Below are 25,876 nucleotides of genomic sequence, written 5' to 3' on the forward strand. Positions count from 1 at the left end.
TTTCGATGAGTATTTTCTAAATAAATATGTTTTTCTGTTTCTGGCATCAAATATTCTTTATACCATAAACAACCTCTCCTTTGCATGCAGTATTAACTTTTTATTTTTAATAATTTACGAGGATAGACATTTGTTCTTTCAGCCCATTCTTCCCATGTTTTTTTCATTTCATTTACAAGTACTGGATATTCATCCTTCAGATTATGCATTTCTGTTCGATCATTTTTAATATTATAAAGTTCCCAATCTTTTTCTCTTATTTTTGATAGTTTCCATTCTCCCTGACGGATCCCACAATGATGCTCATGCTCAAAGCAAAGTGTTCTTTGCAGAGTATTCTCTCCTGTGAAGATCGGCATTAAACTTTCGCCCTCCATCGGAAGAATGTTATGTCCCTTATATGTTGCAGGGTAAGAAACACCTGTAATCTCAACAAAAGTAGCCATAAAGTCGATAAAATGTCCTGGACGATGATCAATTTCTCCCTTACGCTTCAACTTTTGGGGCCAATGAGCGATGAATGGCGTACTTATTCCTCCCTCATGACCGTAGTGTTATATAAACGAAGAGGTGTACTGCACGCGTTCGCCCATCCTGAGCCGTAACTATGATAGGTATCAGGGCCACCCATTTTCTTTAAATCCTCTTTGCGATGTAAAAAATTAGAGGTTGTAATCCAGTCATCAAATCCCCATGGATCCCATTCAGCACAGGCTCCATTATCAGAACAAAATAAGATTAACGTATTGTCTAATTCCCCATTTTCAAGTAAATTTTCAATTACTCTACCGATATTCTGATCCATACGATCGATCATCGCAGCATAGATGGCCATTCTTTTGACTAAATCTTTTTGACGATCAGGATCTATGGAATCCCATGGTGGATTTGTTCCATGAATATCCCTATCCCTATTCCAATATTCAGATCTCGGTGTTAATGATGTATTTTCATCAACAATTTGCAGCTCTTTCATCCGTTCTAAACGCTCTTCCCTAATTTTATCCCAGCCTTTTTCATATACCTTTTCATATTTAGCAATCTCCTCTTTCGGAGCCTGTAATGGAAAATGAGGTGCATTATATGAGAGGTAAAGAAAATATGGTCGTTCATCTTCACATGATTCCTCAAGGAAATCTAATGCATGGTCTGTAATTGCATCTGTCGCGTAAAATTCACCTTCTTTGTAACTGCGTTCTGGTCGGCCATCAGGCAAACGTATGTATTCTCTTTTATCCCAAAAGCTTGTAAAACCTCCTAAAATACCATAAAAATCATCAAATCCTCTATCAATTGGACCATGTTTACCAACATGCCATTTACCCGATAAATACGTGTGATAACCACCTTCTCTTAAAACCTCAGCAAGAGTAACACACTGGTCTTTCAAATGGCCGCGATATCCTGGAGTTTCACGATCCTCTGTCATCTCTCCTACCCCAGCTTGATGTGGATATAATCCGCTCAACAGTGAAGCACGGCTTGGACAACAACGAGCCGAATTATAAATTTGTGTTAAACGGAGACCATCTGTCGCAAGTTGGTCTAGATTTGGTGTATTAATCTCACCACCAAAACAGACTAAATCTGAAAATCCTAAATCATCTGCGAGTATCAATAAAATATTTGGCTTGTCAACTGCCATACTTATCCCTCCACAACTTTTTTATACGATTCCAATTCTGATAATCTAGTAGAATCGTTAATCGCTTTTATCATTGATGTATTCTTTTTAAATTAAGAAATAAATCATTAAAATAGGACGTTAAAAGATACCGATAATATGTTTAGTTACAAATATTATGTAACTTTAGTTAAAAGAATACGTTTACATATTTGTATTATCAACTATTTCATTTTTTTATTTCTATTTAATCGTACTAAAAAAGAGCCTTCTTTTAAAACACCCAAAACATCTCTGAGTTCTTATAGATAAAGCTCCTCTATTGTCACCTGGTTTTATATAAATGAAATAGTTAATAAAGTCATGCAGGTTTTCAGGTTGTTTTTAAACAGCGAAAAAACTGTAAAAATCCATATTATATTTTAATAAATATAAATTAAACTAAATTAGTTGTATCATTAAACGAAATTAAACAGAAAGTTAAAATAATTCCCTATCCATATTCCCATTGAAGATGTAATTAGCCGCCTTTTACTACAAATGCAACATGAAGGATGACTATTTTTAAAAATAAAAGTAAATTTATTGTAGCAAAAATTGTTAAGAACGAATATTTGTTTGCTGTTATAGTGGATGTAGGGTAGGTGAAGGGAAATGGATTATGTGATCTGTATACAACGAACGCTTGATTACATTGAGGAGAACTTGCATGAACAAATAACTTTAGAGAAATTAGCAGAGATTGCTTGTTTTTCTCCTTTTCATTATCATCGTGTATTCCAAGCAATGGTCGGAGAGTCTGTGATGGATTATGTTAGAAAAAGAAGGCTCACTTATGCAGCGGAACGATTATTCTATACAGATGAAAAGGTAATAACGATTGCACTCGATGTAGGGTTTCAATACCAAGAGTCATTCAACCGGGCGTTCAAAAAGCATTTTGGCGTTTCACCGAAGCAATACCGAAAGGCAACTAGAATATCTGGACCCTTACGTGGTAAAGCCTGCCTGAATACAAAACCCTTACCAGGAGGAGATAGGATGGAACCAACCTTTATCACTAAACCAGCATTTCACATCATTGGATACGAACTGAAAACGAAGAATGAAAATGGTCAAAACAAAATCGATATTCCTGAATTTTGGCAGCAGTATATACAAAATAACTTGGGCACAAAAATTCCAAATCCCTTACACAAAAATGTGGAGCTCGGCATTTGTACTAATTTTCAACCTGAAACGGGTGAATTCGATTATATCATTGGGAAGGAAGTAACGAAGCACACCCAAGCACCTAAAGGAATGGTATCGATAAGTTTCCCAGAGCTGGAATACGCGGTATTCACTACGCCAAAGTCAAATGAAGAATCGTTTATCACTTCTATTCAGTCGACATGGAATCATATTTTTACAGAGTGGTTTCCAAAATCGGGCTATGAACATTGTGGATCAGTAGAATTCGAGCTTTATGACGAAAGATGCTACGGTTCAGAGAACAAAGAGATAGATATCTATATTCCTGTCAAAAAGCGGACTGTAGAGGCATAAAAACACAAATCCCATCGTTGCAAAAATTGGAATTACAATTTATGTATCTTCAAAAAAGCCCTATCTCATTGATAATACTGAGAATTGGGCTTTTTCTATTAATCTAGCGCTCCTCCAAATTTACCGATCGGAGTACGTGTTCCATCTAAAATGACTTTTTTTACCATCTTATTTAACCCCAATTAGTTCGGGTGCCACGGTAAAGGCAGCTTCCGTTTTTTCTTTTATTTCTTCTACTGTGGCACCGTTTAGTGTTTCCGTAAGCACCATACCTTCTGGTGTAAAATCGAAGACACCTAAGTCTGTAATCAGTCTGTGTACAACCTGCTGGCCTGTTAGCGGGAGGGAACATTTCTTCTTAATTTTACTTTCTCCATGCTTGTTTACATGCTCCATAATGACAACTACTCTTTTGGCGCCATTGACAAGATCCATAGCCCCTCCCATTCCTTTGACCATTTTTCCAGGAATCATCCAATTGGCAAGATCACCAGTTTCAGAGACCTCCATTCCCCCAAGTATTGCTAGATCAATATGACCGCCCCGAATCATCGCAAACGACTCCGCACTATCAAAATAAGCTGCACCTGGTACTGTTGTAATCGTTTCCTTTCCTGCATTGATTAAATCCGGATCCTCTGTACCAGCAAACGGATATGGACCAATACCAAGCAGCCCGTTTTCTGACTGCAATAAGACACTGAAGTTTGCAGGTATTTCATTTGCGACCAATGTAGGCATTCCAATTCCAAGGTTGACATTCATACCATCTTTTATTTCCTGAACCGCTCTTTTTACAATTGTCATTCTTCTATCGCTCATTATCTTCACGCCTCCCTTTGTTAAGCTTCTTGCACGGTCAATCTCTCAATTCTTTTTTGATAGTTTGTACCAACTAGCAATCTCTGAACAAATATACTTGGCGTATGGATTTCATCTGGGTCCAGCTCACCTGGTTCTACGATTTCTTCCACCTCAGCGATGGTAATTTTGCCTGCCATTGCTGCTAGCGGGTTGAAATTACGTGATGTTTTTCGGTACACAAGATTGCCGAGCGTATCCGCCTTCCATGCTTTTACGAGGGCAAAATCTCCGACGATACCGCGCTCAAGCAAATAGGATTTTCCGTCAAACTCCTTTATTTTTTTTCCGTCTGCAATTTGTGTGCCAATCCCTGTAGCCGTATAAAAGCCAGGAATCCCTGCACCGCCGGCTCGTATTCTTTCTGCGAGTGTCCCTTGTGGTGTTAACTCTACTTCCAATTCCCCACTTAAAAATTGCTTTTCAAAAATTTTGTTTTCCCCTACATAAGATGAAACCATTTTTTTGATTTGCTTATTAGCAAGCAATAGACCTAACCCCCAATTATCCACTCCACAGTTGTTACTGACAACGGTTAAATCTTTTGTTCCTTGATCACGTAAAGCTTCAATCAATTTTTCTGGAATCCCGCATAATCCGAAGCCACCGACTATTAAGGTCGAGCCATTACGAATATCTGAAACCGCTTCCGAAAATGAAGACATAACTTTGCTATTTTTCATTCATTTCTCCTCCCACTATTTACTGGACAAAGATACCAATACTTTGAATATTCCTTATGTAAGAGTTTACATTCAGTTTGTTTATAAGTAAAATACATAAAAAGAATAGATCGCATGAATAATAGGAATAAATATAGGAGGGTTCACTATATGGAATTACGAGATCTTAAAGCCTTTATCGAAGTGACGAATCATCAAAGCTTTACAAAAGCCGCTGCACATTCCTATTTGTCACAGCCTTCTTTTAGTAAGGCCGTTAAAAAGTTGGAAGAAGAACTGCATGTAGAGTTATTCGACCGTTCAACAAGGCATCTCCGATTAACAGATGCAGGAAAAATAGTTTACCAGCAAGGTCAAAAAGCACTTTCATCTTTGTCAGAGATCAAGATATTACTAGACGAACTGATGGATATTGCAGCAGGTGAGATAAAGATGGGGATTCCGCCTCTAATCGGCACCTTGTTCTTTCCTGACATTGCGCTAAGATTTTATAAAAAATACCCAAATGTATCACTTGAGCTTGTCGAGCTCGGGGCGAAACGTATTGGCGGGCTCGTTGAAAATGGCCAAATTGATCTTGGCATTATTGTGCTTCCAACAAACGAAGCTTCATTTCATTGTTACCCGTTTTTCACCGATGAATTTGTTGTATATGTTCATAAAGACCACAGGGTAGCTAAACAAGCGGCAGTATCCTTAAGTGGATTAGAAAACGAACATTTTATTTTATTTTCAGAAGAATTTACCCTCCATGATTTCATCAAACAAGCATGTTTTAATGCAGGCTTTCATCCCATGATTGCCTACCAAAGCTCACAATGGGACTTACTTATCGAACTCGTCGCTGCCAAGCTCGGAATCACCTTGCTGCCGAAATCGATCTATAATAAGCAAAATAATCCGAACGTCTGCATTATTCCATTGTCTGAACCGCTATATTGGAAATTAGGTATTATTACCAAAAAAGGTGCGTATCATTCTTTTGCTTTGAGAAAGTTATTGGAGATGTTGGGTGCGGATGGAGAATAGAAAGTCATAATCAGATGTTAATATTCGAAATGAAGCATATATTTCTTTAAAAGACTTATGGTACAACAAAGCATTGGGTTATCATTTCTTCCTATCAATTAAGTTGTTACTTAAAAAAGGAGGCGATGTAAAGAAATGACTGTTTCTAATAGAAACTATCCAAAAAAGGTAACCGTGAATGAAGTTGGGCCAAGGGATGGATTACAAAATGAGAAGACCTTTATTTCTACAGAAGATAAAATTGCTTGGATTAATCAATTATCGCAAAGCGGCTTATCGTATATTGAAGTAACTTCCTTTGTTAACCCAAAGTGGATTCCTGCATTAGCCGATGCATATGAGGTTGCAAAACAAATAGACCGTGCCTCAGGCGTAACCTATGCAGCACTCGTCCCAAATTTGAAGGGATTGCAGCGAGGTTTGGAAGCAAATATTGATGAGGTTGCAGTCTTTATGTCCGCCAGTGAAACACATAATAAGAAGAATATTAACAAATCAATCAATGAAACTTTTCCTATTTTAAAAGAAGTTGGAAAAGAAGCAATAGCAGCTGGAAAAACCGTTCGCGGATATGTATCTACTGTTTTCGGGTGTCCATATGAGGGACCTGTTTGTGTAGAAGAAGTCTTAAGAGTATCAGAAACTCTATTTGATATAGGCGTTAGAGAAATATCATTAGGTGATACGATCGGTGTGGCAAATCCTCTACAGGTACAGAAAATGTTAGACATTCTTCTTAAACGCTTTCCTTCTGAACGATTAGCTATGCACTTTCATGATACCCGCGGTTTGGCAATGGCAAATGTTCTGGTATCGCTGGAAATGGGGATTACTAATTTCGATAGTTCAATTGGTGGGCTTGGAGGGTGTCCTTATGCTCCTGGTGCATCTGGAAATGTAGCAACAGATGATTTGTTGTATATGCTGGACGGAATGGGCATTCAAACAGGGATTCATCAGGAAAAGCTATTGGCTGCAGCTAAATTCATTCAGGAAAAAGTGGGAAGACCGTTACCGAGCCATAGTTTACAGGCTTGCAATTAGGTCTTATTAAACATACTTGATATCCACGATTTAAAATCGTGGATTTACTTTATTAACATTTTAGAAAATCAATTTAATCGTAAACGCTCTTTCAATAACTTCAAATAAAGTAGATGGATACAGCAAGAAAAATATTCAGGTTCCTACCCCTAACTAATTTAAGTAGATATAGCCGCTCGTTAATTAAACATTTAAAAATTTTTATCCGCTTCAGGTACACATTGACAAGTTTCAAAGTTGATTTTATACTCTTAATGGAACTGAATAATAAAACCTTATTAGGATGTGGATTTTTCTAGAGGTAACTCTATTTTCGCCACACAACTGCCTTTTGGCAGTTGTGTGGCTTTTTTATGTTAAATGAATGTAAACAGCAAAGCAAAGGAAGTCTTCTAATGACGAGCGTTCTTCCTGACCGAAGCTGTTCTTGTACTATCTGAACACTAATATAAAGAAAGGGGCAATAGTTATGAAAAATTGGCATTATGCGTTAGTCGTATTTTTAGGGGGCTGTTGTTACGGGATTTTATCAACTTTTGTAAAACTTGCTTATTCGGCAGGTTTTGAAGTCACTGAAGTCACTGGAGGACAATACTTTTTTGGATCGCTCATCCTTTGGATTATGGTTCTCTTATCAAAAAGGGGAAAAATCACATTAGCACAAACTTTTAAACTTTTAGCATCAGGGATACCGTTTGGTCTAACAGGAGTGTTTTATTATCAAGCTCTACAAACATTAAATGCTTCACTCGCCATTATTTTTTTATTTCAATTTGTTTGGATTGGAACCTTATATGAATTTATCTTTTATAAGAAAAAACCGGTAAAAAATAAACTTATTTCTATTTTCATTCTCCTTGTGGGTTCAGTACTAGCTGCGGGTATTACCTCTGCTGGCGGAGCTGTTATATCATGGCAAGGAATGATTTGGGGATTGCTCTCAGCCATAACGTTTACCACTTTCATTTTTTTAAGCGGCTCTGTTGGAAAAGGGACTCCTCCTATCATGAAAAGTGCGATTATTTCTACTGGAGGTGTGATTGTCGTTTTCCTAGTGTTTCCTCCAATGTTTTTATTTGATTTACCAGTCCTGACAGGAGTTGCACCGTATGGATTATTGCTTGGCTTTTTTGGCGTAGCCCTGCCACCGCTGTTATTTTCAATTGCCATGCCAAAAATCGGTCCCGGACTGGGCACAATCTTGACAGCATCTGAACTTCCGGTTGCTGTTACAATGTCATCAATAATTCTTGCTGAACATGTAAGCTTGACACAATGGCTTGGTGTTCTGCTCATATTAGGCGGAATAGCGGCCGGCAATGTGAAACATGCAATTCAAAAACAAAAGCCGGCTCAAGTACAGACAAGGTCTATCTCATAAGTTAAAATTTTATAAAAATAATGGTCTAATCTTCTTTTAAAAGGATCAGACTTTTCATTATGTTAGTAACTAATCCGTTAAGAACAAATTATAAGTTAGTCTAGTAAAATTAACTGATTTCCTTTAAGAGAATGCTCACTTATTTTATAAAGTTACAAAAATATTTTTTAATTACGAGTATATAAACATCCCACTAACTCCTGCACCTAAAATAATCAATACTGGATGAACACGAAAATATAATAATGCTGTTAGAGAAAATCCGAAAATCATTAACATGGTAATCATATCCCAGGAGAGTGAGGCGGATAAAACACCATTAGAAATCGCTAGTTTAATAGCGGCATAGAGAATTAAGCTAGTTACAATAGGACGCAGACCATAAAAAGCTGATTTAACAAAACTGTTTTTGTGAATTTTATATAAGAACATAGCGATCACTAAAATCAACAGCAATGATGGTAAACTGATTGCAATAGTCGATACCATGGCTCCCGGGAAACCTGCAACCCTAAACCCAATGATTGTTGCACTATTGGAGGCAATTGATCCTGGAGTCATTCCTGCTAATGCCACTGCATCAGTAAAGTCAGAAGTAGTGAGCCATCCCCTGCTTGTTACTTCTCTTTCTATGACCGGAATCATCGCATATCCCCCGCCAAATGATACAGTTCCTATTATAAAAAACAAAATAAATAATTCTAACAGCATCGTCTCACCTCCTACATCCCTACTTTTTGCTTCATTTCCTTTAATGGGTTAAGTATATTTTTTTCAACTTTATCATCACGATCATTTTTCTCCAATTTGACAAAAACGCCTAGTTTTTCTTTCACTTTGATGATGAGGATACCTACAATAGCGCCTAAAAGTATAATAATGACTGGGTGCCAATGAAATAAGAGCATAGCAATAAACATACTAACAGCTAAAAATGTTGTTGTCTTATCTATTAATGATGTTCGTGACATTTTGATCCCAGCATATACAATTAGAGCAACAGTTGAGGCTCGAATTCCATAAAAAGCCGCTTCAACATGAGGGTTATTCTGAAAGCTAGCAAACATCCCGGTAAGTAATAATACAATGATAAAAGTTGGAGTCAGCGTGCCTAATGTTGCGGCGAACGCCCCTTTTATACCAGCGATACGGTGGCCAATGAAGGTTGCTGCATTTACTGCAATCGCACCTGGTACTGTTCCAGCAATAGCGAAAACATCTGTAAGCTCTTCACGTTTAGCCCATTTCTTTCTATATACGACCTCTTTTTCAATAATCGGCAGCATTGCAAAGCCTCCACCGAACGTTACCGGTGATATTTTAAAGAAGATCCAAAAGAGCTGTGCGATTCTTTTCCATTCTTCCCCCATCTTTTTCCCCTCTTTTCTTCTAGATTAATAGCTAAAAAATGTGCTCTAACTCTCAAAAACAAGTATTGTTCTTATCTACTACGATATCACGTTAATCGATAGATGGTAAATTGCAACAAATGCATAGGTTATAACAGATCGTTATACCTCATCTTCCTATTGAATTCTTATGGTAATATTGTATATATACAAACCATCGGATCTTATTGATCAGGGAGGAAGTTGTTTTGAATATCGAAAACCTGAAAATGTTTTGTTTAGTCGTTGATGAGGGCAGCATAAGCCAGGCAGCAAGACTAAGCTTTGTGTCTCAACCTGCGGTAACAAGACAAATTCGCCAATTGGAGAATGTTTATGGAACCCTGTTATTCGACCGAACAGAAGGAAAATTAATTGTTACAGAAACCGGAAAAATGCTGTATCCTTTTGCAAAAGCCATTATTACCGACTTTAATCGTTCGAAAGAAGTGATTCAGCAGGCAATAGGTGAATACAATTCTACCCTCAGGGTTGGGGCTTCTTTAACAATTGGTGAGTTTTTATTGCCGAGCCTCCTCGGCCGCTTTAAAAAACTGACTCCAGATATAAAAGTATCACTTACCATTAAAAATACACCAAGTGTGCTCGAAGACTTAACAAATGATGTCATCGATATCGCCTTAGTTGAAGGACTTGTTGATGATGAAGATTTTATCGTTGAAAAATTTGCAGATGACGAATTAATCCTCGTTTTTCCTGCTGACCACCCGTGGAGAGAACGATCGGAAATTAATATTGAAGAATTGGCAAATGAACGGATGATATGGCGTGAGTCCCTATCCGGCACACGTTTAATTGTGGAAAGCACCTTAAGAGAACATGGAATACTCGATAAAATTGAAAGTTATATGGAAATCAGCTCTACACAAGCAATAAAGAGCGCGGTAGAAGCGGGCCTTGGCATAAGTATTCTCCCAAGGTTAACAGTAGCAAGAGAATTGGAGCAGGGATTTTTAAAGGAAATGAAAATTACCGATATTCATATTAATCGAAGCTTATGGTTGGTAAAAAAACCTCAAAGGTTCCATCGAAACGGGGTTTCGCGTTTTGTTGAGTTCATTCAAAAATAATCCTAGGATGTGAACAAATGAAAACGAAAAAAAATCTATCTTGCTGTAACATTAGCAGAAAAAATGAAGGAAAGGAAAATAGCGCAAGCGTACAAACTTCACAAGTAATGGCACCTAGTAAAACCATGTTCACAGAGAAAATGGTATATCTCCCCGGCGGAGAATTTTTAATGGGCACAAATGAAAAGGAAGGCTTCCCAGCTGATGGTGAGGGACCTGTACGAAAGGTGGAAGTAAATCCATTTTTAATAGACAGTTACGCGGTAACGAATGCTGAATTTAATGAATTTGTAAAAGCTACAGGCTATAAGACAGAGTCAGAGAAGTTTGGCTGGTCATTTGTGTTTCATAGCTTCTTACCTTCAAAGCTTAGGAATCAAGTAAAACGGGTTGTTCATACACCATGGTGGTGTGCTGTTGATGGTGCTTTCTGGTACCAGCCGGAAGGACCCGGCTCATCGATTGACCAACGGATGGATCATCCTGTTGTCCATGTAACCTGGAATGATGCCCTTGCCTTTTGCCAGTGGACAGGTAAACGATTACCGACAGAAGCTGAATGGGAATATGCAGCACGCGGAGGCCTTGAACTAAAAAGATATCCTTGGGGTGATGAATTAACACCTAATGGTGAGCATTACTGCAATATTTGGCAAGGCACTTTTCCTGAAAAAAATACAAAAGAGGACGGCTATGAAGGGACAGCCCCTGCTCAGTCTTTTCTAAAAAACGAGTTCGGCCTTTATAATATGTCAGGAAACGTTTGGGAATGGTGTTCTGATTGGTTTAGCAGAAGCATTCATAAAAGAGGCGGACGCACGAATCCGCAAGGCCCTTCAACAGGCGACACAAAGGTGATGAGAGGCGGTTCCTATTTATGTCATGAATCATATTGCAACCGTTATCGTGTAGCAGCACGAACCTCGAATACACCAGATAGTTCATCAGGGCACCTAGGGTTTCGTTGTGTAGCGGATGTGTAAACGAGTAAAATAGTCGAGAAATTTCCTTTTTATTAAAGGGCTGCTCAATAGGTTCAGATTCCTTTGAGTCAGCCCTGCTTTATTTGATAACCCTATAAGACTACTTCCTTACGTTCTAAGTCGAAGTATTTAGTCATGTTTTCGCTTCATTTCATCTTGTCACTTGAGGACACCTCAACCAATTTCCACTTTTGTGAGGCCTCATTATTATGATCATGAATCTCAACAACCGTACCATCCTCAAGTCTGCCCTTAGGTACTCCCAAGGATTTCCCACTGTTCATTACATGAAAAGAGAATGTACCATTCCAATGATCGGTTATGCGCCAATGTTGATTCCCATAGCCAAAATATTCCCAAACTTGAACATCATCACCGTTTGCGACTCCAGAAGCATCCAAGACTTTGTTGCTATAAGGAGAAAGAACTTTATACACACCTGATCGATTTCCTTCAAAATTCCAGGTCTGGTTTTCGGAGGCACCCCTAGGAAATATTTTTACTTTTGAACCATTGGTTGTTCCATTAACAGTAAGTGCTTTTCCGCTATTCACATCAACAATTTGGTATGATGTTTTACTAGTCACTACTGTTGAGCCAATAACTTTGCCATTATTTGTTGTTGCCGAAATAACTGCTCTGCCGTATCCAATCATCTTTACATCAGCTGTATCATGATCTAGTTTCTTCACTTCGGCAATAGCTGGATTGCTAGATTGCCATTTAATCTTCTGTTTTTTTGCAGAAAGAGGGAGTACTGATGCAGATAATTTATGTGCCTCACCAGTCCTGAGTTCAAGCTTGCTATGGTCCATCACAACTTTGCTTGACACTGTCCCATCATTAGTTGCTTCCTTCCAAATTCCTCTTAATGGATACACCTTTAATGAAACGATTTTTACCTTTCCACCTTTTGTATAGAAGCTCATACCATCACTTGCCCCATCTGGAAAAACAACATTTGAGAAAACAACTTGGCCGTCATTTCCAAACACCTCAATAGAGGATTCGTCAACAAATATGCGCATTTTAACGCGGTTGTTTTTCGGTTTTAATGCTGTTTCATGGAAAGTAGAAAACTTCTCTGAAAAATCTATTTCTCCTGATTCTGTTCGATCGAAAAACATTTTTGAATCGATGACATTATAGCCGACAATTGTTTTTTGGTCACTTGATTCTCTTAGCTTGAAGCCGAATTCAGCTGCGTTGTTATTTTCAGGCAACTCAAATTCTGCGATGATTTCATATGCTGTCCCGTTCAACCCAGCTAACAAGTTCGTATCATTAGGCTGCACATTTTGGTCACTCCATGAGGAAACCTCACCTCTTAGTTGTGCTAATTCCTCAATCGGCTTTTGAAACAATCGTACACCTTCTCCAGGTACAGTCTTTAATGTTAATTCACGCGGAATGGACATTTGTCCTTGCCATAGGGAAGTAGGAAAACTAAACGGATAGTCCCAATTACTCATCCAGCCTAAGGAGATGCGACGTCCATCTGATGCTGGTATATCGGAAAAAGACATGGCTGCATACATTTCTTTTCCGAATTCATTTTTTAATACAGTACCTGCAGGATGATCACTTACAAAACGGTTTCCATCAAATGTCCCTACAAAGTACTCAGAATCCGATCCGTTCGTTTTTGGGTTTGCCCCAGTACTGATAGACAACACCCATTTTTTCTTATTTTCATCTCCATCAACCGGAAGCTGAAAGAAATCTGGGCATTCCCAAACTCCACCTCTCACATAATTACCATACCCAAATGATTCAATCATTTTCCAATTTAACAAATCGGTTGAGGTGAAAAATCGAATATGATCTCCTCCAGATACGACCATTACCCACTGCTTATGGTCTTCATCCCAAACAACTTTTGGATCGCGGAAATCCCAGCCCTCTCCTCCATAGAATTCACCAATATTAGGGATGATCGGATTTCCTTCATAAAATTCCCATGTCCTCCCCTTATCTCGGCTATATGCGACGGCAATTTTTTGATCTCCATTATGTTTAGCAGGATTAAAGGATGTATAATAAGCGATTAAACCCGAGCCTTCTTCATTAAATAATCCTGAGACATTGTTTTTGTCAACAACAGCTGATCCAGACCAGGCATGCCCCATCTCATTCCAAGGAATTGCAATCGACAATCGCTTCCAATGAACAAGATCTTTACTTACCGCATGTGCCCATTTTCCTCCATCCTGGTGAAAGAGATGGTATTCACCTTCATAATATACAAGCCCGTTTGGATCACTTGCAGCCCCTCTTGCCTGAGTATAGTGATACTGCGGTCGATAGATCTCTGAATAATAATCATCATAGTTTGTCGCATAAATATTTTGGAAATAAGCTGTTCCATTATACACATTTAATCCAAACTTTCCGCTTGTATAAGCAGAGTCATTCACATCTATAACGGGTTCCGTATATCCGTCTATATAAACCTTTATTTGTTCATCCATTGCATGTACTTCAAAATGATAGGTTTTTCCCGTTTCAATCTCCCAATCTGCCATTCCAACCGTACGATCGCTATTGAGATCCAATAAACGAACCTTATTTAAATTAGGGTCAATGTTTAACATATATCCTCTTGTTGCGTCTGAATTCGTACGAAAAACCAGTCCGGCAGTGCCATATTTAGTCACATTATCGACCTTTAGATCTCCTTCAAGAACGAAATTTGTTTCCGTCCTTTCAGCGATCCGATACGTATTTTCTGCCCCATTGCTAATGCCTTTGATTCCATTAAGGTCTGGTGTCCATTCACCATTGTAAGAAATCCACCCATCTAAATTCGAGTTTATATCACTAACAAGTATGTTTTGAAAGACTACATTGCCATTGTACGCATGAAGCCCTAAGAACCCCTTTGTATAGGTATCATCATTAACACTGATCACAGGGTTTGATCCGTTTTGCCAATATACCTTTAAAACAGTTCCTTCTGCTTTAATGCGGATACGATAGAGATTTCCCTTTTCAATCGCCATCTTGCTTTTGGCAATGACTCTATTATTTTTCGTATCATACAACCGAATAAGGTCATTCTTGGAATCTATTTGCAAACCATATGCCTGCAAACCTGTTTTATTTGAACGAAATATTAGAGTTCCAGCGGCATTTGCATCTTCTAAACTAACATCAGCTTCAAAATTGAAGTTTGCAGCAGCTGTACGAGATATGGCATATATAATTTCTTCTGATTTTGCCTTTGCAACAAGTCCTTGTGAAGAAGGAACCCATTTGCCGCTTTTCATGTCCCAGCCTTCAATATTGGTAACGTTTTTATTTATTGATACGTCACTAAAAGTAGCTGATCCTTTATCCACATGGAAGCCTGTAAAACCTTTCGAATGCTTTGAATCTTTTTTATGAAAAAGCATGTCATCATTAAGGAATACTTTTATCTCTGGCCCATCAACAGTTATTTTAACTTTATAAGTAACACCCGTTTCAATTTCTTTTTTAATAGGCTCTGTAATGTTTATGTTTTTGTTTATAGAAACTAATTTTATTTTGTCCTTTTTTGGTTCCAACCTAAGCATATAGCCTTCTGTTCCAAATTGATTTGCGCGAAAGATCACTGAGGCTGCCGCATCATTAGAGGATGAAGAATCGATCATGACATTTGCTTCATAGACAAAGTTGCTCCCTACCTCGGTATTCGATAAGTTAATAGCTGGCTTTTTCTTTTCACTAACTCCTTTCATTTCACCAGTTGTGTTTTTCGTCCAAGAACCTGATAAAGGCAAATAACCGAATATAGCCGTATTCTGTTCAGATGCCTGTGCTTGAAGTTGGCTATCAATAGATAGAATTGAAAAAACGAATACGACCAATAAAACTAGTTTCACAGCATTTGATAGGTTATTTTTCATTTCATCACATCTCCAAAACAATTTTAAGCGTTTACATTTTCTATATAATAAGGATTGAAGGAAATATATCCGTCAATCCCAATACCTATTAATAGCTTCAAAGCTCAATCCTAAATTGTACAAAGCTCAGTTAGTTCCAATGTATTTACCTTCATACTTCCAATATGAGAAATCAAAATTAGTTGTTTGCGGCCTTCACTAGGATACAACAGGCTCGTAATAGCTGCCTCACTATCATTGGCAAAGATCTCAATTGATGAAATATCTAAGAATATCTGCATGTTTATTTTGTTATTCTTCAGCGTTAATGGCGCTTCTTGAAGAACGGGAAAGGATGCTGAAAATTGATGCACACCCGAATTTGCTCGATCGATAACCAAAGTTTCCTGTAAAACGTTGTAACGAATCTCGGTACGTTCAAATTCAGAATGCTGAATAATGAGGTCAAATTTTGTTCCATTTATTTTTTCAAGCTCGATATTTATCTCCATTAATTGGTTGTTCATATCAAAGCATACTGGATTGTCAGATTCTACGAGCAAGTTTTGCTGCACGCTTGTCTCTCGTCTTATCAAATTGATTTCAGATACCGGCTTTTGAAGCAAACGAATTCCTTTCTCATTGGAAATCAACGATAATTCCCGTGGAAGAGTCATGGCACCTCTCCATTCTTTTGTTGGAACTTGATTAGCATATCGCCAATTGCTCATCCACCCGATATACATCCTTCTACCATCCTTAGCCGGGATATCAGACCAACTAACGCCTGCATAATTATCCATGCCGTAATCTAACCATAAAAATGTTTCATCTTCATGATCATTGACAAAGGTTTTCCCGTCAAAATCACCAATAAAATATTGTGTTCTGGAACCTTCTTTGCTTGTTCCTGTATCTCCAATGCTAACTAGCATGACCCATTTGATTTTATTCTCTTCATTCTCTACCGGTAATGGAAAGAGATCCGGACATTCCCAAAATCCAACATGTGAGCCAGCATTGCTTCCAAATTCACTTGCAAACTCCCATTCTTTTAAATTAGGAGAAGTGTAAATCGTTACCGATTGACCAGTAGCTAGTATCATAATCCACTTTTTTGTAGCATCATACCAAAACACCTTAGGGTCGCGAAAATCGGTTTTCGTATGGTCTGAAAGAACTGGATTTTTCTCATATTTCACCCAAGTCCTTCCATTGTCTTTGCTATATGCTAAACATTGGCGCTGACGGACCCTTTCTGAATCCGGATACGTATCATTGCTTGTATAGATCGCCACTAATCCCGGCTGATCATCTTCGAAGAAACAAGATGAATTATGCCAATCTACAACAGCACTTCCAGAGAAAATTGTTCCGTGTTCATCAGGATGCAGGGCGATCGGCAGCTGTTCCCAGTGAATGAGATCTTTACTAACCGCATGTCCCCAGTGCATTGGGCCCCAGATCGTATCAAAAGGGTTGTATTGATAAAACAAATGGTATTCACCGTTAAAATACACCATACCATTTGGGTCGTTCATCCATTTCTCTTCTGGCGAAAAATGAAATTGCGGACGATATTGTTCTTTTAATTTTTGCACCATTTTTCTTCTCCTTTTTTATTAAACTATTTATCAAAAAAAGGCTGTACTAAGAAAAGAGCAAGCCTTGATCAGCCTAGGGCAAATAAGACGCTCATGAATAGAAGGCGTTCTTTGCCTTCAATTCATGAGTGGCTGGACCCTAGAGGGGCTAGGCGCTGGAGCTAGACACTAAAACTAAGTACAAAATTTTATGCTTTCTTACCTTTGTACAAAAACTATATACAGCCTATTTTGAACACCATCTATTGATTTTGTTGATTTCGATCATAACCTGTTTGTTTAATATCCAACCATTCCTGTAAGCCTAGTCGGTTTAATTCTTTCAAATAGGCATCCCATTCTTCTTCTACTTTTCCGTTCGTCATCCATTCCGCTCTTTTTCTGTTCACATAAGCAAACAAATCGGTTTCAATCGTTGCCAGCTTGTCTAGTTCTTCAAGTGAGAAAAATACCTTTGGATACGTATTTTCTGCTTTCATGTAAGGGACCATGACTTCCTTCATTAAATCCAGTCTCCACGCAGCATCATCTGGCTTTGTCGTAACGGAGCCATAGTATTCATCTAAAATGGCTAACGGTCCATTGATACTTGTTTTTTGTCTTAACTCAACAGGTGCTGTGCCTTCCAACGGCAAATGCTTTAACATATTCTTTTCTTTATCAAATTCAAAAATATTTTGCTGCTTTTCATCCCCATATGTTCCCCAGTTGTTTTGAACGGATTGATGCGGATCATATAATTGATCGATCCATTTTGCTGTTAATTCCAGGTTTTTATTTGCACTTGTTATGACCATTCTGCCTCTGTCAAAGCCCATTCCATTTGTTCTTGTTGCATTAATATGACCATCCGGACCTGCTAGTGGCGGCATTAACTGATATTTATCATTCATCCCTGTAATATTTGCTTTATCCCATGTGAAATACATGCCATAGCGCTCATCTTTTCCTTTTGCAAGATAGGTGTTCCAATCATGCTCAAATGCCTCAATATCAATTAAACCTAATTTATATAAGTCAGCAAAATAAGCAATTGCTTCTTTGTAGCCCTCATCAGCTGCGGTAAATAATACTTTTCCTTCATTGCTTACAACCGTATGATCCCAGTTATCACCCAATCCAAAGGATCCAAATAAGAAGGCCGGATCTTCACCACCATGGTTAATGATAAAGGACATTGGGATTTCATCAGCTTTCCCGTTACCATTAGGGTCCTTTGTTTTAAACGCAAGTAATACTTGTTTTAATTCCTCTGTTGTTTTTGGCATTTTTAGTCCTAATTTATTTAACCATTCGACGTTTATCCAAGGGAAATCATCAATTGAATGGATATTCTCCTTGCCAGTTCCTAGCTCCTCAATCCAAGGGAATGAATAAATATGCCCGTCTGGTGCTGTCATCATCGCTCGATATTCAGGTGCAGCCTCTAAAACTTTCTTTAAGTTTGGCATATAGTTGTCTATTAAATCTTCAACAGGAATAATCGCACCATCTTTTGCTAGTTTAAGTAAATCATAGTCACTGTAGCCTGCATCCATGATGGCATCGGGTAGATCACCACTTGCAACAGCCAAGTTCCTTTTTTCAACAAAAACATCGTTTGTATAGTTCTTCCATTCAATATGAACGCCTGTTTTTTCCTCCAACCGTTTGTAAATTAATTTTTCGTTAGGATCCTTTGGAGCTAATGGCGAGCTTTGCGTGATAAACTTTAATGTCATCTCTTCCTTTAATGGAAAAGAAACCTTGGAAAGCTCATAATCCTCTGAAGAAGATGTGTTTTTGCTGCTGCATCCAGATAGTAATAAAAATCCAATAGCAGTAGAACACACAATTTTTCTTACATGTTTCATCCTAATATCCCCCTATTATTTTGTAAGTGTTTTCAAATTTATTTAGTAATTGGTTCATTATTTTAATGAACCAACCATAACACCTTTTTCAAAGTACTTTTGGAAAAATGGATACATCACAATCAATGGAAGACTTGAAATGACAATGGCTGAGTATTTGATCATTTCAGAAACCTTGGCTAGTTCAGCCATCGCTAATTGATCACTTATCATCCCAGGCTCTGCTTGGTTCTGAATTAAAATCGATCTTAAAACAAGCTGCAATGGATGCAGTTTAGGATCTTCAAGATAGATCATCGCATCAAAATAAGAGTTCCACTGACCAACAAAGGCATATAGTGCGAGTACAAAGATGATCGGTTTTGACAGCGGTAACACAATTTTAAAGAAAATGAGTAAATCGGATGCTCCATCCACCTTTGCTGCTTCATGCAATTCTGTAGGAATTCCTTTAAAATAAGTCCTTGCCAAAATAATATTCCAAACATTTACAGCCCCTGGGAGCAGGATTGCCCAGATGGTATTTAACATTCCTAAATCTTTTACGACTAAATAGGTTGGAATTAATCCGCCGCTAAAGAACATCGTAATCAAAAACAGCGTCATAAAGAAATTTTTCCCGACAAAACCGTTTACTGATAACGGAAAAGCAGCAAACACTGAAACCACAACCGTTATTACCGAAAAACCAACAGAATAGAGGATCGCATTTAAAAACCCTCTAATCATCGCATCATCAGATAAAATCCGCTTATACCCTTCAAGACTCCAATCAGATACATGAAAGGAAATGCCTTGATTTAATAACACGGTTGGATCCATAAAAGAGGCAATCACAACATAAACCAAAGGAACCAAGATCACTAATACAGCTAAGCATAGGAAAACACTATTTAAGGATAAAATGATGCGATCCATTCGTGTATGTTTAATCAATTTGAAAACTCCTTTCTATCAATATAAACCTTCACCTTCGTTTAATTTTTTGACGACGAAATTCACCACAACAAGCAAAATTACATTGATGACCGAATTAAACAGTCCTACAGCAGTGGAGTAGGCGTAATCACCTGCTTGCAACCCAACTTTATAGACATAGGTTGGGAGAATTTCAGATGCCGGTAAATTCATAGCCGTTTGCATTAAATAGGCCTTTTCAAAACCAATTGCCATGATTCCTCCTGCACCGAGAATAAAGATAATCGCCATTAATGGCTTTAGTGTCGGCAGATCGATATGGATGATTCTTTGTAAAATATTTGCCCCATCAATTGTCGCAGCATTATGAAGCTCAGGATCTACATTGGCTAAAGCAGCGACATAAACAATCGAAGACCAGCCGGCAGCTTGCCAAATTCCAGAAAGAATATATATTGACCTGAAGTATTCCGGCTCTGACATAAACATAACCGGCTTTCCTGTTATGAAGGCAATGATGTTATTGATCGGCCCTGTCGGTGATAAGAAAATGAACAACATCCCGACGATTACGACCACTGAAATAAAGTTTGGTGCATAGAGGATTAGTTGAATATTTTTCTTCACCGCATTTCGCCTGATTTGATTAATCATTAAGGCTAATAGAATCGGCACTGGGAACCCTAGCAATAACCCATACAAGCTAAGCTTAAGCGTACTCATAAAGATCACTTCAAAATTTGGTGATGTCAGAAAATCGGTAAAATGCTTAAATCCCACCCATTCACTGCCTAAAATCCCTTTAATCGTGCTAAAATCCTTAAACGCAATAATCGCCCCATACATTGGAACATACTTAAAAATAATTGTAAGAATAACTGCCGGCGCAATGAGCAAGTAGAGAAAATAATTTTTTCTCATATACTCGATATTGCTTTTGATTTTTGTGTTCTTGCCGGTTTTGACTGAAACATTGGTATCACTCTTTACCTTTACTAATTCTTGCAATCTGTTTCCCCCCTTTGTGAAAAAATGAACCGGTAGAAAACTTTCAGAGAAATCAACTGGAAAGCGATTTCAAATTTTCACCTTTCGTTCATTTGTCTTCACCAACTTTATGTTCTCTTTGTGATTTCAACTATATCAAACAATGAAAAAGGAATATTTCAATTTTTTCGGATGTGGATATTTAATATTTTTGGGTGTTTTTTGAATAAAAAAATCCCCCAGTCTAATAACTAGAGGATATCTATTGAATATCATGTAAGCTCTTATTAATTTTTTCAACAGCCTCATCTGCTGATGCTTTTATATCCTTTCCGCCAATTCCTACTTCCTCAAACAATTTTTTGATCGCATCACTTACGACAGGATAAGCTGGTGTAACAGGCCGATTCTTTGAGTAATTTTGGGCTTGTTGGACAAAAATATTCTTCGGGTAGGTGGTAAGCTCAGGAAATTCTTCAGCTACTGAATATCTCGCAGGAAGATCACCTGTTATTTCTACATACCTTTTTGATCCTTCGAAACTTGTCACATACTTAATAAATTCCCATGCTTCTTCCGGATATTCAGACTTTGATGAGATTCCTAAAGCCCAGCCGCCGTTTGGTGCAACTTGATTTTTCGCCTTTGGCAGCGGCGCCACTCCATAATCTTCTCCCAACTTAAATTCCGGAAAATTCTTTTCAAATTCAGCTAATGTCCAAGAACCTAAAACTGTCATGGCAAGATGACCTGAGACAAAAGGATCTGGCGGCAATTCTACGACAGCTACTTTATGTTTATGATAGAGATCCTGATAAAATTGCAGTGCTTCTAACGCATTTTGCGAATTTAAATAACCGTCTGAAGTGTTCGCATCAGGACTTAAAACCTCTGCACCAAATTGCCATAAAAGCGGCATTTTAAAATATGCCGGTGCCTCGCCACCGTTAAACCCTTGAGCAGGATCGATGCCATAAATACCCTTAGCAGGATGATTAAGTTTTTTAGCAATCTCCAACACCTCATTCCAGGTCATTGGAGAATGAGGATCTTTTGAAGGAAAAGGCACTTCACCCTCTTTAAATAAGTGCATATTATAAAATAAAGCCACTCCTGACTCTACTACTGGCGAAAGATAAATTTCATTTTTATATTTTAATCCATCGAGCGTGGAAGGAGGGATATCGTCAATATTTCCTTCTGTCTTCATATAGTGGTCAATCGATAATAATGATCCGGAATGGGCATATAAAGCTAAATTCGGACTGTCTATTGACATGATATCCGGGGGATTTCCCGCTGCGATCTCTGTTCTCAGCCTCAATTCATAATCCCCATATGGAATGGAAACCATTTGAATATCTATTGAAGGATGGGCTGCTTCAAAAGCAGCAATAAGTTCTTTATACGCATCATTTTCTAATTTTGTCCCATAATTTCTCCAAAAGGTAAGTTCAATTTTATCCCGGTTCTCATTTAGCCTCAAATCTTGATCCTCTTGATTACTTGTGTATGTTTTGAAAAAAGAAAACGTATATCCTGCTATTGCGGTAATAAAAACAATAAAAATAATAATAGCGGTTCTTTTTTTCATAGTAGCCCCTTACCTTACACTTTGATTCAGCTGTAGAGACTTACGGAATTCAGCTGGTGTTTGACCAAAATGCTTTTTAAAAACAGTGCTAAAATAACCGGAATTTGAAAACCCTGCCAGGTAAGCCACATCGATAATTTTTAACTGTTCGTCTTTCAAAAACTCGCGGGCATTCGTCATTCGCAATTCGACGAGATAATCACTAAAATTTTTCCCAACATGTTGTTTAAAGATTTCAGATAAATAAGCACTGTTGATATGAAACTTTTCTGATAAAGTCGTAAGAGATATTTCACTTGCATAGTGCTTGTCCAAATAACGGCGGACATTTTCTACGATAACCAACCCATTTGAAGAATAGCGGGCGTCTTTTACTTTCTCTATAATCAATTCTGCTAATTCAATCAACTGTTCCATTACTCTCTTATGAGCATTAAGCTCCCAAATCCGTTGTTGGCAGGTCCATATCATTTCGTTTGTATCAAGATCATATTTTGTTGCAAGTGAACCTAATAAAAATAATATTCGATTGGCAACAAATGAAAAAGACATCATGGAATGATTATGGCTCTCACCTAAAATCGACTCCATATTTTTCTTAAATTCATCATGATTGACATTTTCAATTGAATTAACCAATTTTTTCTCAACAGAAGAAGAAAACTCAACGATTTCTTTCGTAATTGTCCCATCAATCACTTGGGAATATGTGCCGGGCTGACTTTGGCTCCATGAAAGCAATGCTGAAATATAACCTGTTTTAAACTCTGTAATACCTGTCACAATCTTGCCAATTCCAACAACCGTCTCAACATTTAAATACTTCTTCACATTTCTTTGAATGATTTGAACGATGCTGGCTGTTTGATTCTGATGTTCAGAATCGATCAGATGAATAAAATGAAGCATATTGGCATAACTTGCATCATAAAAAGTGTACGTTCCTTTATAATCCTGAGAGATTTCCTTGCACAACATCGTAAACGGAAGCCATAATTCCTTAACCAATTTTGGGTTGGAATCAGAAGCTCTTATTTCTACAGTGAAAAACTGAACACGCGCATTTATATTTGCAAATTCCGCTAATTGAAGCTGTTGTAATCTCTCTATCGCAATCGTAAGCTCAGACCATTCCTCTTTGACTAAATGAAGCAAATATTGTTCTTTCATTTCTTCTAACTGATTATGAACCAATCTGTTCATTCTTTCGGTTTCGAGTTGTTTTTTCTTTTCTTCCTCTATTTCATACTGTATTCTTTTTAAAGCATCAATTAATTCATCAGGAGCCACCGGCTTTAGTAAATAATCTTTTACTCCTTCTACGAGTGATGTTCTTACATATTCGAAATCAGAATAGCCGGATAACACGATCACTTTCACATCAGGATGCTCGATATGGCATCTCTTAACAAATTCAATCCCATCCATGATTGGCATTCTGACATCCGTTATGACAACATCAACATTGATTTTCTTTAATAATTCAAGTGTTTCTTTTCCATTTGCAGCTTCCCCAACAATATTAAAGCCTTCCTCTTCCCAATCAATCTTCATTCGCAGCCCTTTACGAATTTGAATTTCATCATCTGTGATGATAACCTTCATCATGTATATCCCCCTCTGCAACTTTTATACATAATGTAATACTTGTACCTTTCCCCACTTCAGATTGGATGTTAAAAGTAAAACGATCTCCGTAATATAAATGTAATCGACTGATGACATTCTTAAGGCCTATGCTGTTGCCTCTGCTTTCTAATACATGTGTTGTTTCATTCTTTTTATTGATATTTAAGATGTCACCTTTCACCACATTAGACATTCCTGCCCCTTTATCTTCTACTAGAATGGTAAGGAGATCTTCTTTCAATTCTGTTTTAACTTTTATTTCGGCTTTTGTTTTTTCTATGAAACTATATTTCACAGCGTTTTCTACAAGCGGCTGGATAATAAATTTAATAATCGGTATCGTTCTTGTTGCTTCATCTTCTTCAATTACATATGTGAGAGCACCTTCATACCTTATTTTTAGAATTTCTATGAAACTTCTGATATAGGTAATTTCTTCACCTAATTTAACAACGTCTGTTTCCGTGTTTAATGAGTATCTCATCATCCTGCCCAAATAAATGCTTACATTCATTACTTCTTTCTTTTTGCCTTGGACGGCTAATCCTCCAATAATTTCGAGTGTATTATTCAAAAAGTGAGGATTGATCTGTAATAATAGCGCTTTATATTCAGCATCTTTTCTTCGAATATTTGCTTCATATTCTGTTTGGATTAAATGATTGAGTTGTTCAATTGTACGATTAAAAACCTTTATCACATATCCGACTTCATGATTATAAGATTTTATTGGAGGCATTACTCTTTTTGCTGCGGCAAAATCTCCTCTTTCTACAAATCTCATTGCTTTTGTAAGCTTACCTAAAGGACTAACAATATTAGAAGAAAGCAAATAAGAAGTAATGATCGTTTTCAAAAAAATTAAAGCGCTTATGATGAACAAATTCTTTTGTAACTGATTGATTTTGCCAAATAACTCCGCCTTGGTAATTTCGCTAATGAGAACCCAGTCTCCAACTTTTAATTTTTGATAGAATACGAGATAATCTTCTCCATTGTAGCCTGTTTCGATCAAGCCTTTATCCTGACTGTCGCTGGTTATTTTCTTAAAGCTTTTATTAATGACTTCTTTAGGTGTTTGTACTTGGCTTGATAAAACATTCAATCCTTGTTGATCTAATAAATAGACTCGACCGCTTTCTCCAAGCTTGATTTTGCTTAAGGCGGTTTCAAGCAAGGATGATGGAAAGCTTACTTTAATAATTCCGGATAACTCTAACATATTCATATCAAACAAAGGGATCAGATAACTATTCATGTTTTTTTCACGCATTTCTTGATGAAGTTGAAAGGCGTCTTTATGAGTTTTTACCCATCTTTGATCATTGTCTAAAAAATCTTTGTACCACGTCATGTCTTTTAATTCCGGTATATTCCCCCATGTACCTGTCCCATTATTTAAAAAAACGGAGATCGACATTCCATTTGAATTATTAACCATCATCGATGATAGCTGCATTTTCAATTGGTTTTTTATTAATAACCGTTGCGCACTTGATACATTTTCCTTTTCTTTTTCTGTCTTTAACCACTGTTGAGTTGCTTGATTGATAAGGACTTGTTTTCCAAGATCTTCTGCTTGGGTCGTAATGGAATCAATATATAGCGAGTACTGATCCATCATTTCAACTGTTGAGTCTTTTGTTTGTTCTTCAATGACCGATGTAAACCAAGTAGGAATAATGATAGACAAAAGCAGGAATGGCACCGTTAGTAATAACGTAAAAATAATAAACAGGCGATTTCTAAGTGAAAAAAACATTTGCCCCTCCTGGAGAAACACTTAAAAT

20 protein-coding genes are annotated in these 25,876 nt (G+C 37.5%); 6 read left to right on the forward strand and 14 right to left on the reverse strand.

Annotation, left to right across the window (positions count from 1 at the left end; translation table 11 throughout):
- Nucleotides 1-92: 92 nt before the first annotated feature.
- A complete protein-coding gene (locus Q1B07_RS05105) occupies nt 93-497 on the reverse strand; it encodes a sulfatase/phosphatase domain-containing protein (protein ID WP_299089678.1) in 405 nt (134 codons plus the stop codon).
- A 32-nt stretch (nt 498-529) separates the two neighbouring features.
- Nucleotides 530-1,645 carry a sulfatase-like hydrolase/transferase gene (locus Q1B07_RS05110; RefSeq protein ID WP_299089677.1) on the reverse strand — a complete coding sequence of 372 codons (1,116 nt, stop codon included), beginning with the start codon at nt 1,643-1,645 and terminating at the stop codon, nt 530-532.
- Nucleotides 1,646-2,278: 633 nt separating this feature from the next.
- On the opposite strand from Q1B07_RS05110, the gene Q1B07_RS05115 reads away from it, so the two are divergent.
- Nucleotides 2,279-3,172, forward strand: a complete 894-nt coding sequence (locus Q1B07_RS05115) for an AraC family transcriptional regulator (RefSeq protein ID WP_299089675.1) — start codon at nt 2,279-2,281, stop codon at nt 3,170-3,172.
- A gap of 168 nt (nt 3,173-3,340) precedes the next feature.
- On the opposite strand, the gene Q1B07_RS05120 is transcribed toward Q1B07_RS05115, so the two are convergent.
- Both Q1B07_RS05120 and Q1B07_RS05125 read right to left on the reverse strand, forming a co-directional pair.
- The gene (locus Q1B07_RS05120) at nt 3,341-3,994 is read right to left on the reverse strand and encodes a 3-oxoacid CoA-transferase subunit B (RefSeq protein ID WP_299089673.1); all 654 of its coding nucleotides are present in this window, start codon (nt 3,992-3,994) and stop codon (nt 3,341-3,343) included.
- Between the two features lie 20 nt (nt 3,995-4,014).
- Complete coding sequence (locus Q1B07_RS05125; RefSeq protein WP_299089672.1) at nt 4,015-4,716, reverse strand: CoA transferase subunit A; 702 nt, start codon at nt 4,714-4,716, stop codon at nt 4,015-4,017.
- A 150-nt stretch (nt 4,717-4,866) separates the two neighbouring features.
- Between Q1B07_RS05125 and Q1B07_RS05130 the strand changes: the two genes are divergently transcribed.
- The 3 genes from Q1B07_RS05130 to Q1B07_RS05140 all read left to right on the forward strand — a co-directional run bounded on the left by Q1B07_RS05130 (nt 4,867) and on the right by Q1B07_RS05140 (nt 8,170).
- Nucleotides 4,867-5,745 carry a LysR family transcriptional regulator gene (locus Q1B07_RS05130; protein WP_299089671.1) on the forward strand — a complete coding sequence of 293 codons (879 nt, stop codon included), beginning with the start codon at nt 4,867-4,869 and terminating at the stop codon, nt 5,743-5,745.
- Between the two features lie 135 nt (nt 5,746-5,880).
- The gene (locus Q1B07_RS05135) at nt 5,881-6,789 is read left to right on the forward strand and encodes a hydroxymethylglutaryl-CoA lyase (protein ID WP_299089669.1); all 909 of its coding nucleotides are present in this window, start codon (nt 5,881-5,883) and stop codon (nt 6,787-6,789) included.
- A gap of 469 nt (nt 6,790-7,258) precedes the next feature.
- Nucleotides 7,259-8,170, forward strand: coding sequence for a DMT family transporter (locus Q1B07_RS05140; RefSeq protein WP_299089667.1), 912 nt, complete (start codon nt 7,259-7,261; stop codon nt 8,168-8,170).
- Between the two features lie 171 nt (nt 8,171-8,341).
- Here the strand turns inward: Q1B07_RS05140 and Q1B07_RS05145 are convergent, their stop codons facing one another.
- Together Q1B07_RS05145 and Q1B07_RS05150 are read right to left on the reverse strand one after the other, a co-directional pair.
- Nucleotides 8,342-8,881, reverse strand: coding sequence for a chromate transporter (locus Q1B07_RS05145; RefSeq protein ID WP_299089665.1), 540 nt, complete (start codon nt 8,879-8,881; stop codon nt 8,342-8,344).
- A gap of 11 nt (nt 8,882-8,892) precedes the next feature.
- A complete protein-coding gene (locus Q1B07_RS05150; protein WP_299089663.1) occupies nt 8,893-9,540 on the reverse strand; it encodes a chromate transporter in 648 nt (215 codons plus the stop codon).
- Between the two features lie 227 nt (nt 9,541-9,767).
- Here Q1B07_RS05150 and Q1B07_RS05155 point away from each other — a divergent pair, with 227 nt between their 5' ends.
- Entirely contained in the window at nt 9,768-10,649 is an 882-nt protein-coding gene (locus Q1B07_RS05155) for a LysR family transcriptional regulator (RefSeq protein ID WP_299089662.1), read from the forward strand.
- Between the two features lie 17 nt (nt 10,650-10,666).
- Entirely contained in the window at nt 10,667-11,632 is a 966-nt protein-coding gene (locus tag Q1B07_RS05160; RefSeq protein WP_299089660.1) for a formylglycine-generating enzyme family protein, read from the forward strand.
- A gap of 146 nt (nt 11,633-11,778) precedes the next feature.
- Here the strand turns inward: Q1B07_RS05160 and Q1B07_RS05165 are convergent, their stop codons facing one another.
- The 8 genes from Q1B07_RS05165 to Q1B07_RS05200 form a co-directional block, all read right to left on the reverse strand.
- Entirely contained in the window at nt 11,779-15,522 is a 3,744-nt protein-coding gene (locus Q1B07_RS05165; protein ID WP_299089659.1) for a GH32 C-terminal domain-containing protein, read from the reverse strand.
- A gap of 110 nt (nt 15,523-15,632) precedes the next feature.
- Complete coding sequence (locus tag Q1B07_RS05170; RefSeq protein WP_299089657.1) at nt 15,633-17,105, reverse strand: glycoside hydrolase family 32 protein; 1,473 nt, start codon at nt 17,103-17,105, stop codon at nt 15,633-15,635.
- 242 nt (nt 17,106-17,347) lie between these two features.
- Nucleotides 17,348-18,958 carry an ABC transporter substrate-binding protein gene (locus Q1B07_RS05175; RefSeq protein ID WP_299089655.1) on the reverse strand — a complete coding sequence of 537 codons (1,611 nt, stop codon included), beginning with the start codon at nt 18,956-18,958 and terminating at the stop codon, nt 17,348-17,350.
- Nucleotides 18,959-19,015: 57 nt separating this feature from the next.
- Complete coding sequence (locus tag Q1B07_RS05180) at nt 19,016-19,876, reverse strand: carbohydrate ABC transporter permease (RefSeq protein WP_299089713.1); 861 nt, start codon at nt 19,874-19,876, stop codon at nt 19,016-19,018.
- 36 nt (nt 19,877-19,912) lie between these two features.
- The gene (locus tag Q1B07_RS05185) at nt 19,913-20,797 is read right to left on the reverse strand and encodes a sugar ABC transporter permease (RefSeq protein WP_299089711.1); all 885 of its coding nucleotides are present in this window, start codon (nt 20,795-20,797) and stop codon (nt 19,913-19,915) included.
- A 328-nt stretch (nt 20,798-21,125) separates the two neighbouring features.
- On the reverse strand, nt 21,126-22,457 hold the full coding sequence (locus Q1B07_RS05190) for a sugar ABC transporter substrate-binding protein (protein ID WP_299089653.1): 1,332 nt from the start codon (nt 22,455-22,457) through the stop codon (nt 21,126-21,128).
- Between the two features lie 9 nt (nt 22,458-22,466).
- Nucleotides 22,467-24,065, reverse strand: coding sequence for a response regulator (locus Q1B07_RS05195; protein WP_299089652.1), 1,599 nt, complete (start codon nt 24,063-24,065; stop codon nt 22,467-22,469).
- Nucleotides 24,040-25,848, reverse strand: a complete 1,809-nt coding sequence (locus Q1B07_RS05200) for a sensor histidine kinase (protein ID WP_299089650.1) — start codon at nt 25,846-25,848, stop codon at nt 24,040-24,042. The genes Q1B07_RS05195 and Q1B07_RS05200 overlap by 26 nt, the downstream gene beginning before the upstream one ends.
- Nucleotides 25,849-25,876: the final 28 nt, after the last annotated feature.

It is taken from the genome of uncultured Metabacillus sp. (assembly GCF_947503125.1).
Lineage (GTDB): Bacteria > Bacillota > Bacilli > Bacillales > Bacillaceae > Metabacillus.

Excerpts from the sequence above, each read along its gene's own strand:
- Q1B07_RS05110 (WP_299089677.1), bottom strand. The coding sequence starts at position 1,645 with ATGGCAGTTGACAAGCCAAATATTTTATTGATACTCGCAGATGATTTA.
- Q1B07_RS05115 (WP_299089675.1), top strand. The coding sequence starts at position 2,279 with ATGGATTATGTGATCTGTATACAACGAACGCTTGATTACATTGAGGAG.
- Q1B07_RS05120 (WP_299089673.1), bottom strand. The coding sequence starts at position 3,994 with ATGAGCGATAGAAGAATGACAATTGTAAAAAGAGCGGTTCAGGAAATA.
- Q1B07_RS05125 (WP_299089672.1), bottom strand. The coding sequence starts at position 4,716 with ATGAAAAATAGCAAAGTTATGTCTTCATTTTCGGAAGCGGTTTCAGAT.
- Q1B07_RS05130 (WP_299089671.1), top strand. The coding sequence starts at position 4,867 with ATGGAATTACGAGATCTTAAAGCCTTTATCGAAGTGACGAATCATCAA.
- Q1B07_RS05135 (WP_299089669.1), top strand. The coding sequence starts at position 5,881 with ATGACTGTTTCTAATAGAAACTATCCAAAAAAGGTAACCGTGAATGAA.
- Q1B07_RS05140 (WP_299089667.1), top strand. The coding sequence starts at position 7,259 with ATGAAAAATTGGCATTATGCGTTAGTCGTATTTTTAGGGGGCTGTTGT.
- Q1B07_RS05145 (WP_299089665.1), bottom strand. The coding sequence starts at position 8,881 with ATGCTGTTAGAATTATTTATTTTGTTTTTTATAATAGGAACTGTATCA.
- Q1B07_RS05150 (WP_299089663.1), bottom strand. The coding sequence starts at position 9,540 with ATGGGGGAAGAATGGAAAAGAATCGCACAGCTCTTTTGGATCTTCTTT.
- Q1B07_RS05160 (WP_299089660.1), top strand. The coding sequence starts at position 10,667 with ATGAAAACGAAAAAAAATCTATCTTGCTGTAACATTAGCAGAAAAAAT.
- Q1B07_RS05165 (WP_299089659.1), bottom strand. The coding sequence starts at position 15,522 with ATGAAAAATAACCTATCAAATGCTGTGAAACTAGTTTTATTGGTCGTA.
- Q1B07_RS05170 (WP_299089657.1), bottom strand. The coding sequence starts at position 17,105 with ATGGTGCAAAAATTAAAAGAACAATATCGTCCGCAATTTCATTTTTCG.
- Q1B07_RS05175 (WP_299089655.1), bottom strand. The coding sequence starts at position 18,958 with ATGAAACATGTAAGAAAAATTGTGTGTTCTACTGCTATTGGATTTTTA.
- Q1B07_RS05180 (WP_299089713.1), bottom strand. The coding sequence starts at position 19,876 with ATGGATCGCATCATTTTATCCTTAAATAGTGTTTTCCTATGCTTAGCT.
- Q1B07_RS05185 (WP_299089711.1), bottom strand. The coding sequence starts at position 20,797 with ATGAGAAAAAATTATTTTCTCTACTTGCTCATTGCGCCGGCAGTTATT.
- Q1B07_RS05190 (WP_299089653.1), bottom strand. The coding sequence starts at position 22,457 with ATGAAAAAAAGAACCGCTATTATTATTTTTATTGTTTTTATTACCGCA.
- Q1B07_RS05195 (WP_299089652.1), bottom strand. The coding sequence starts at position 24,065 with ATGATGAAGGTTATCATCACAGATGATGAAATTCAAATTCGTAAAGGG.
- Q1B07_RS05200 (WP_299089650.1), bottom strand. The coding sequence starts at position 25,848 with ATGTTTTTTTCACTTAGAAATCGCCTGTTTATTATTTTTACGTTATTA.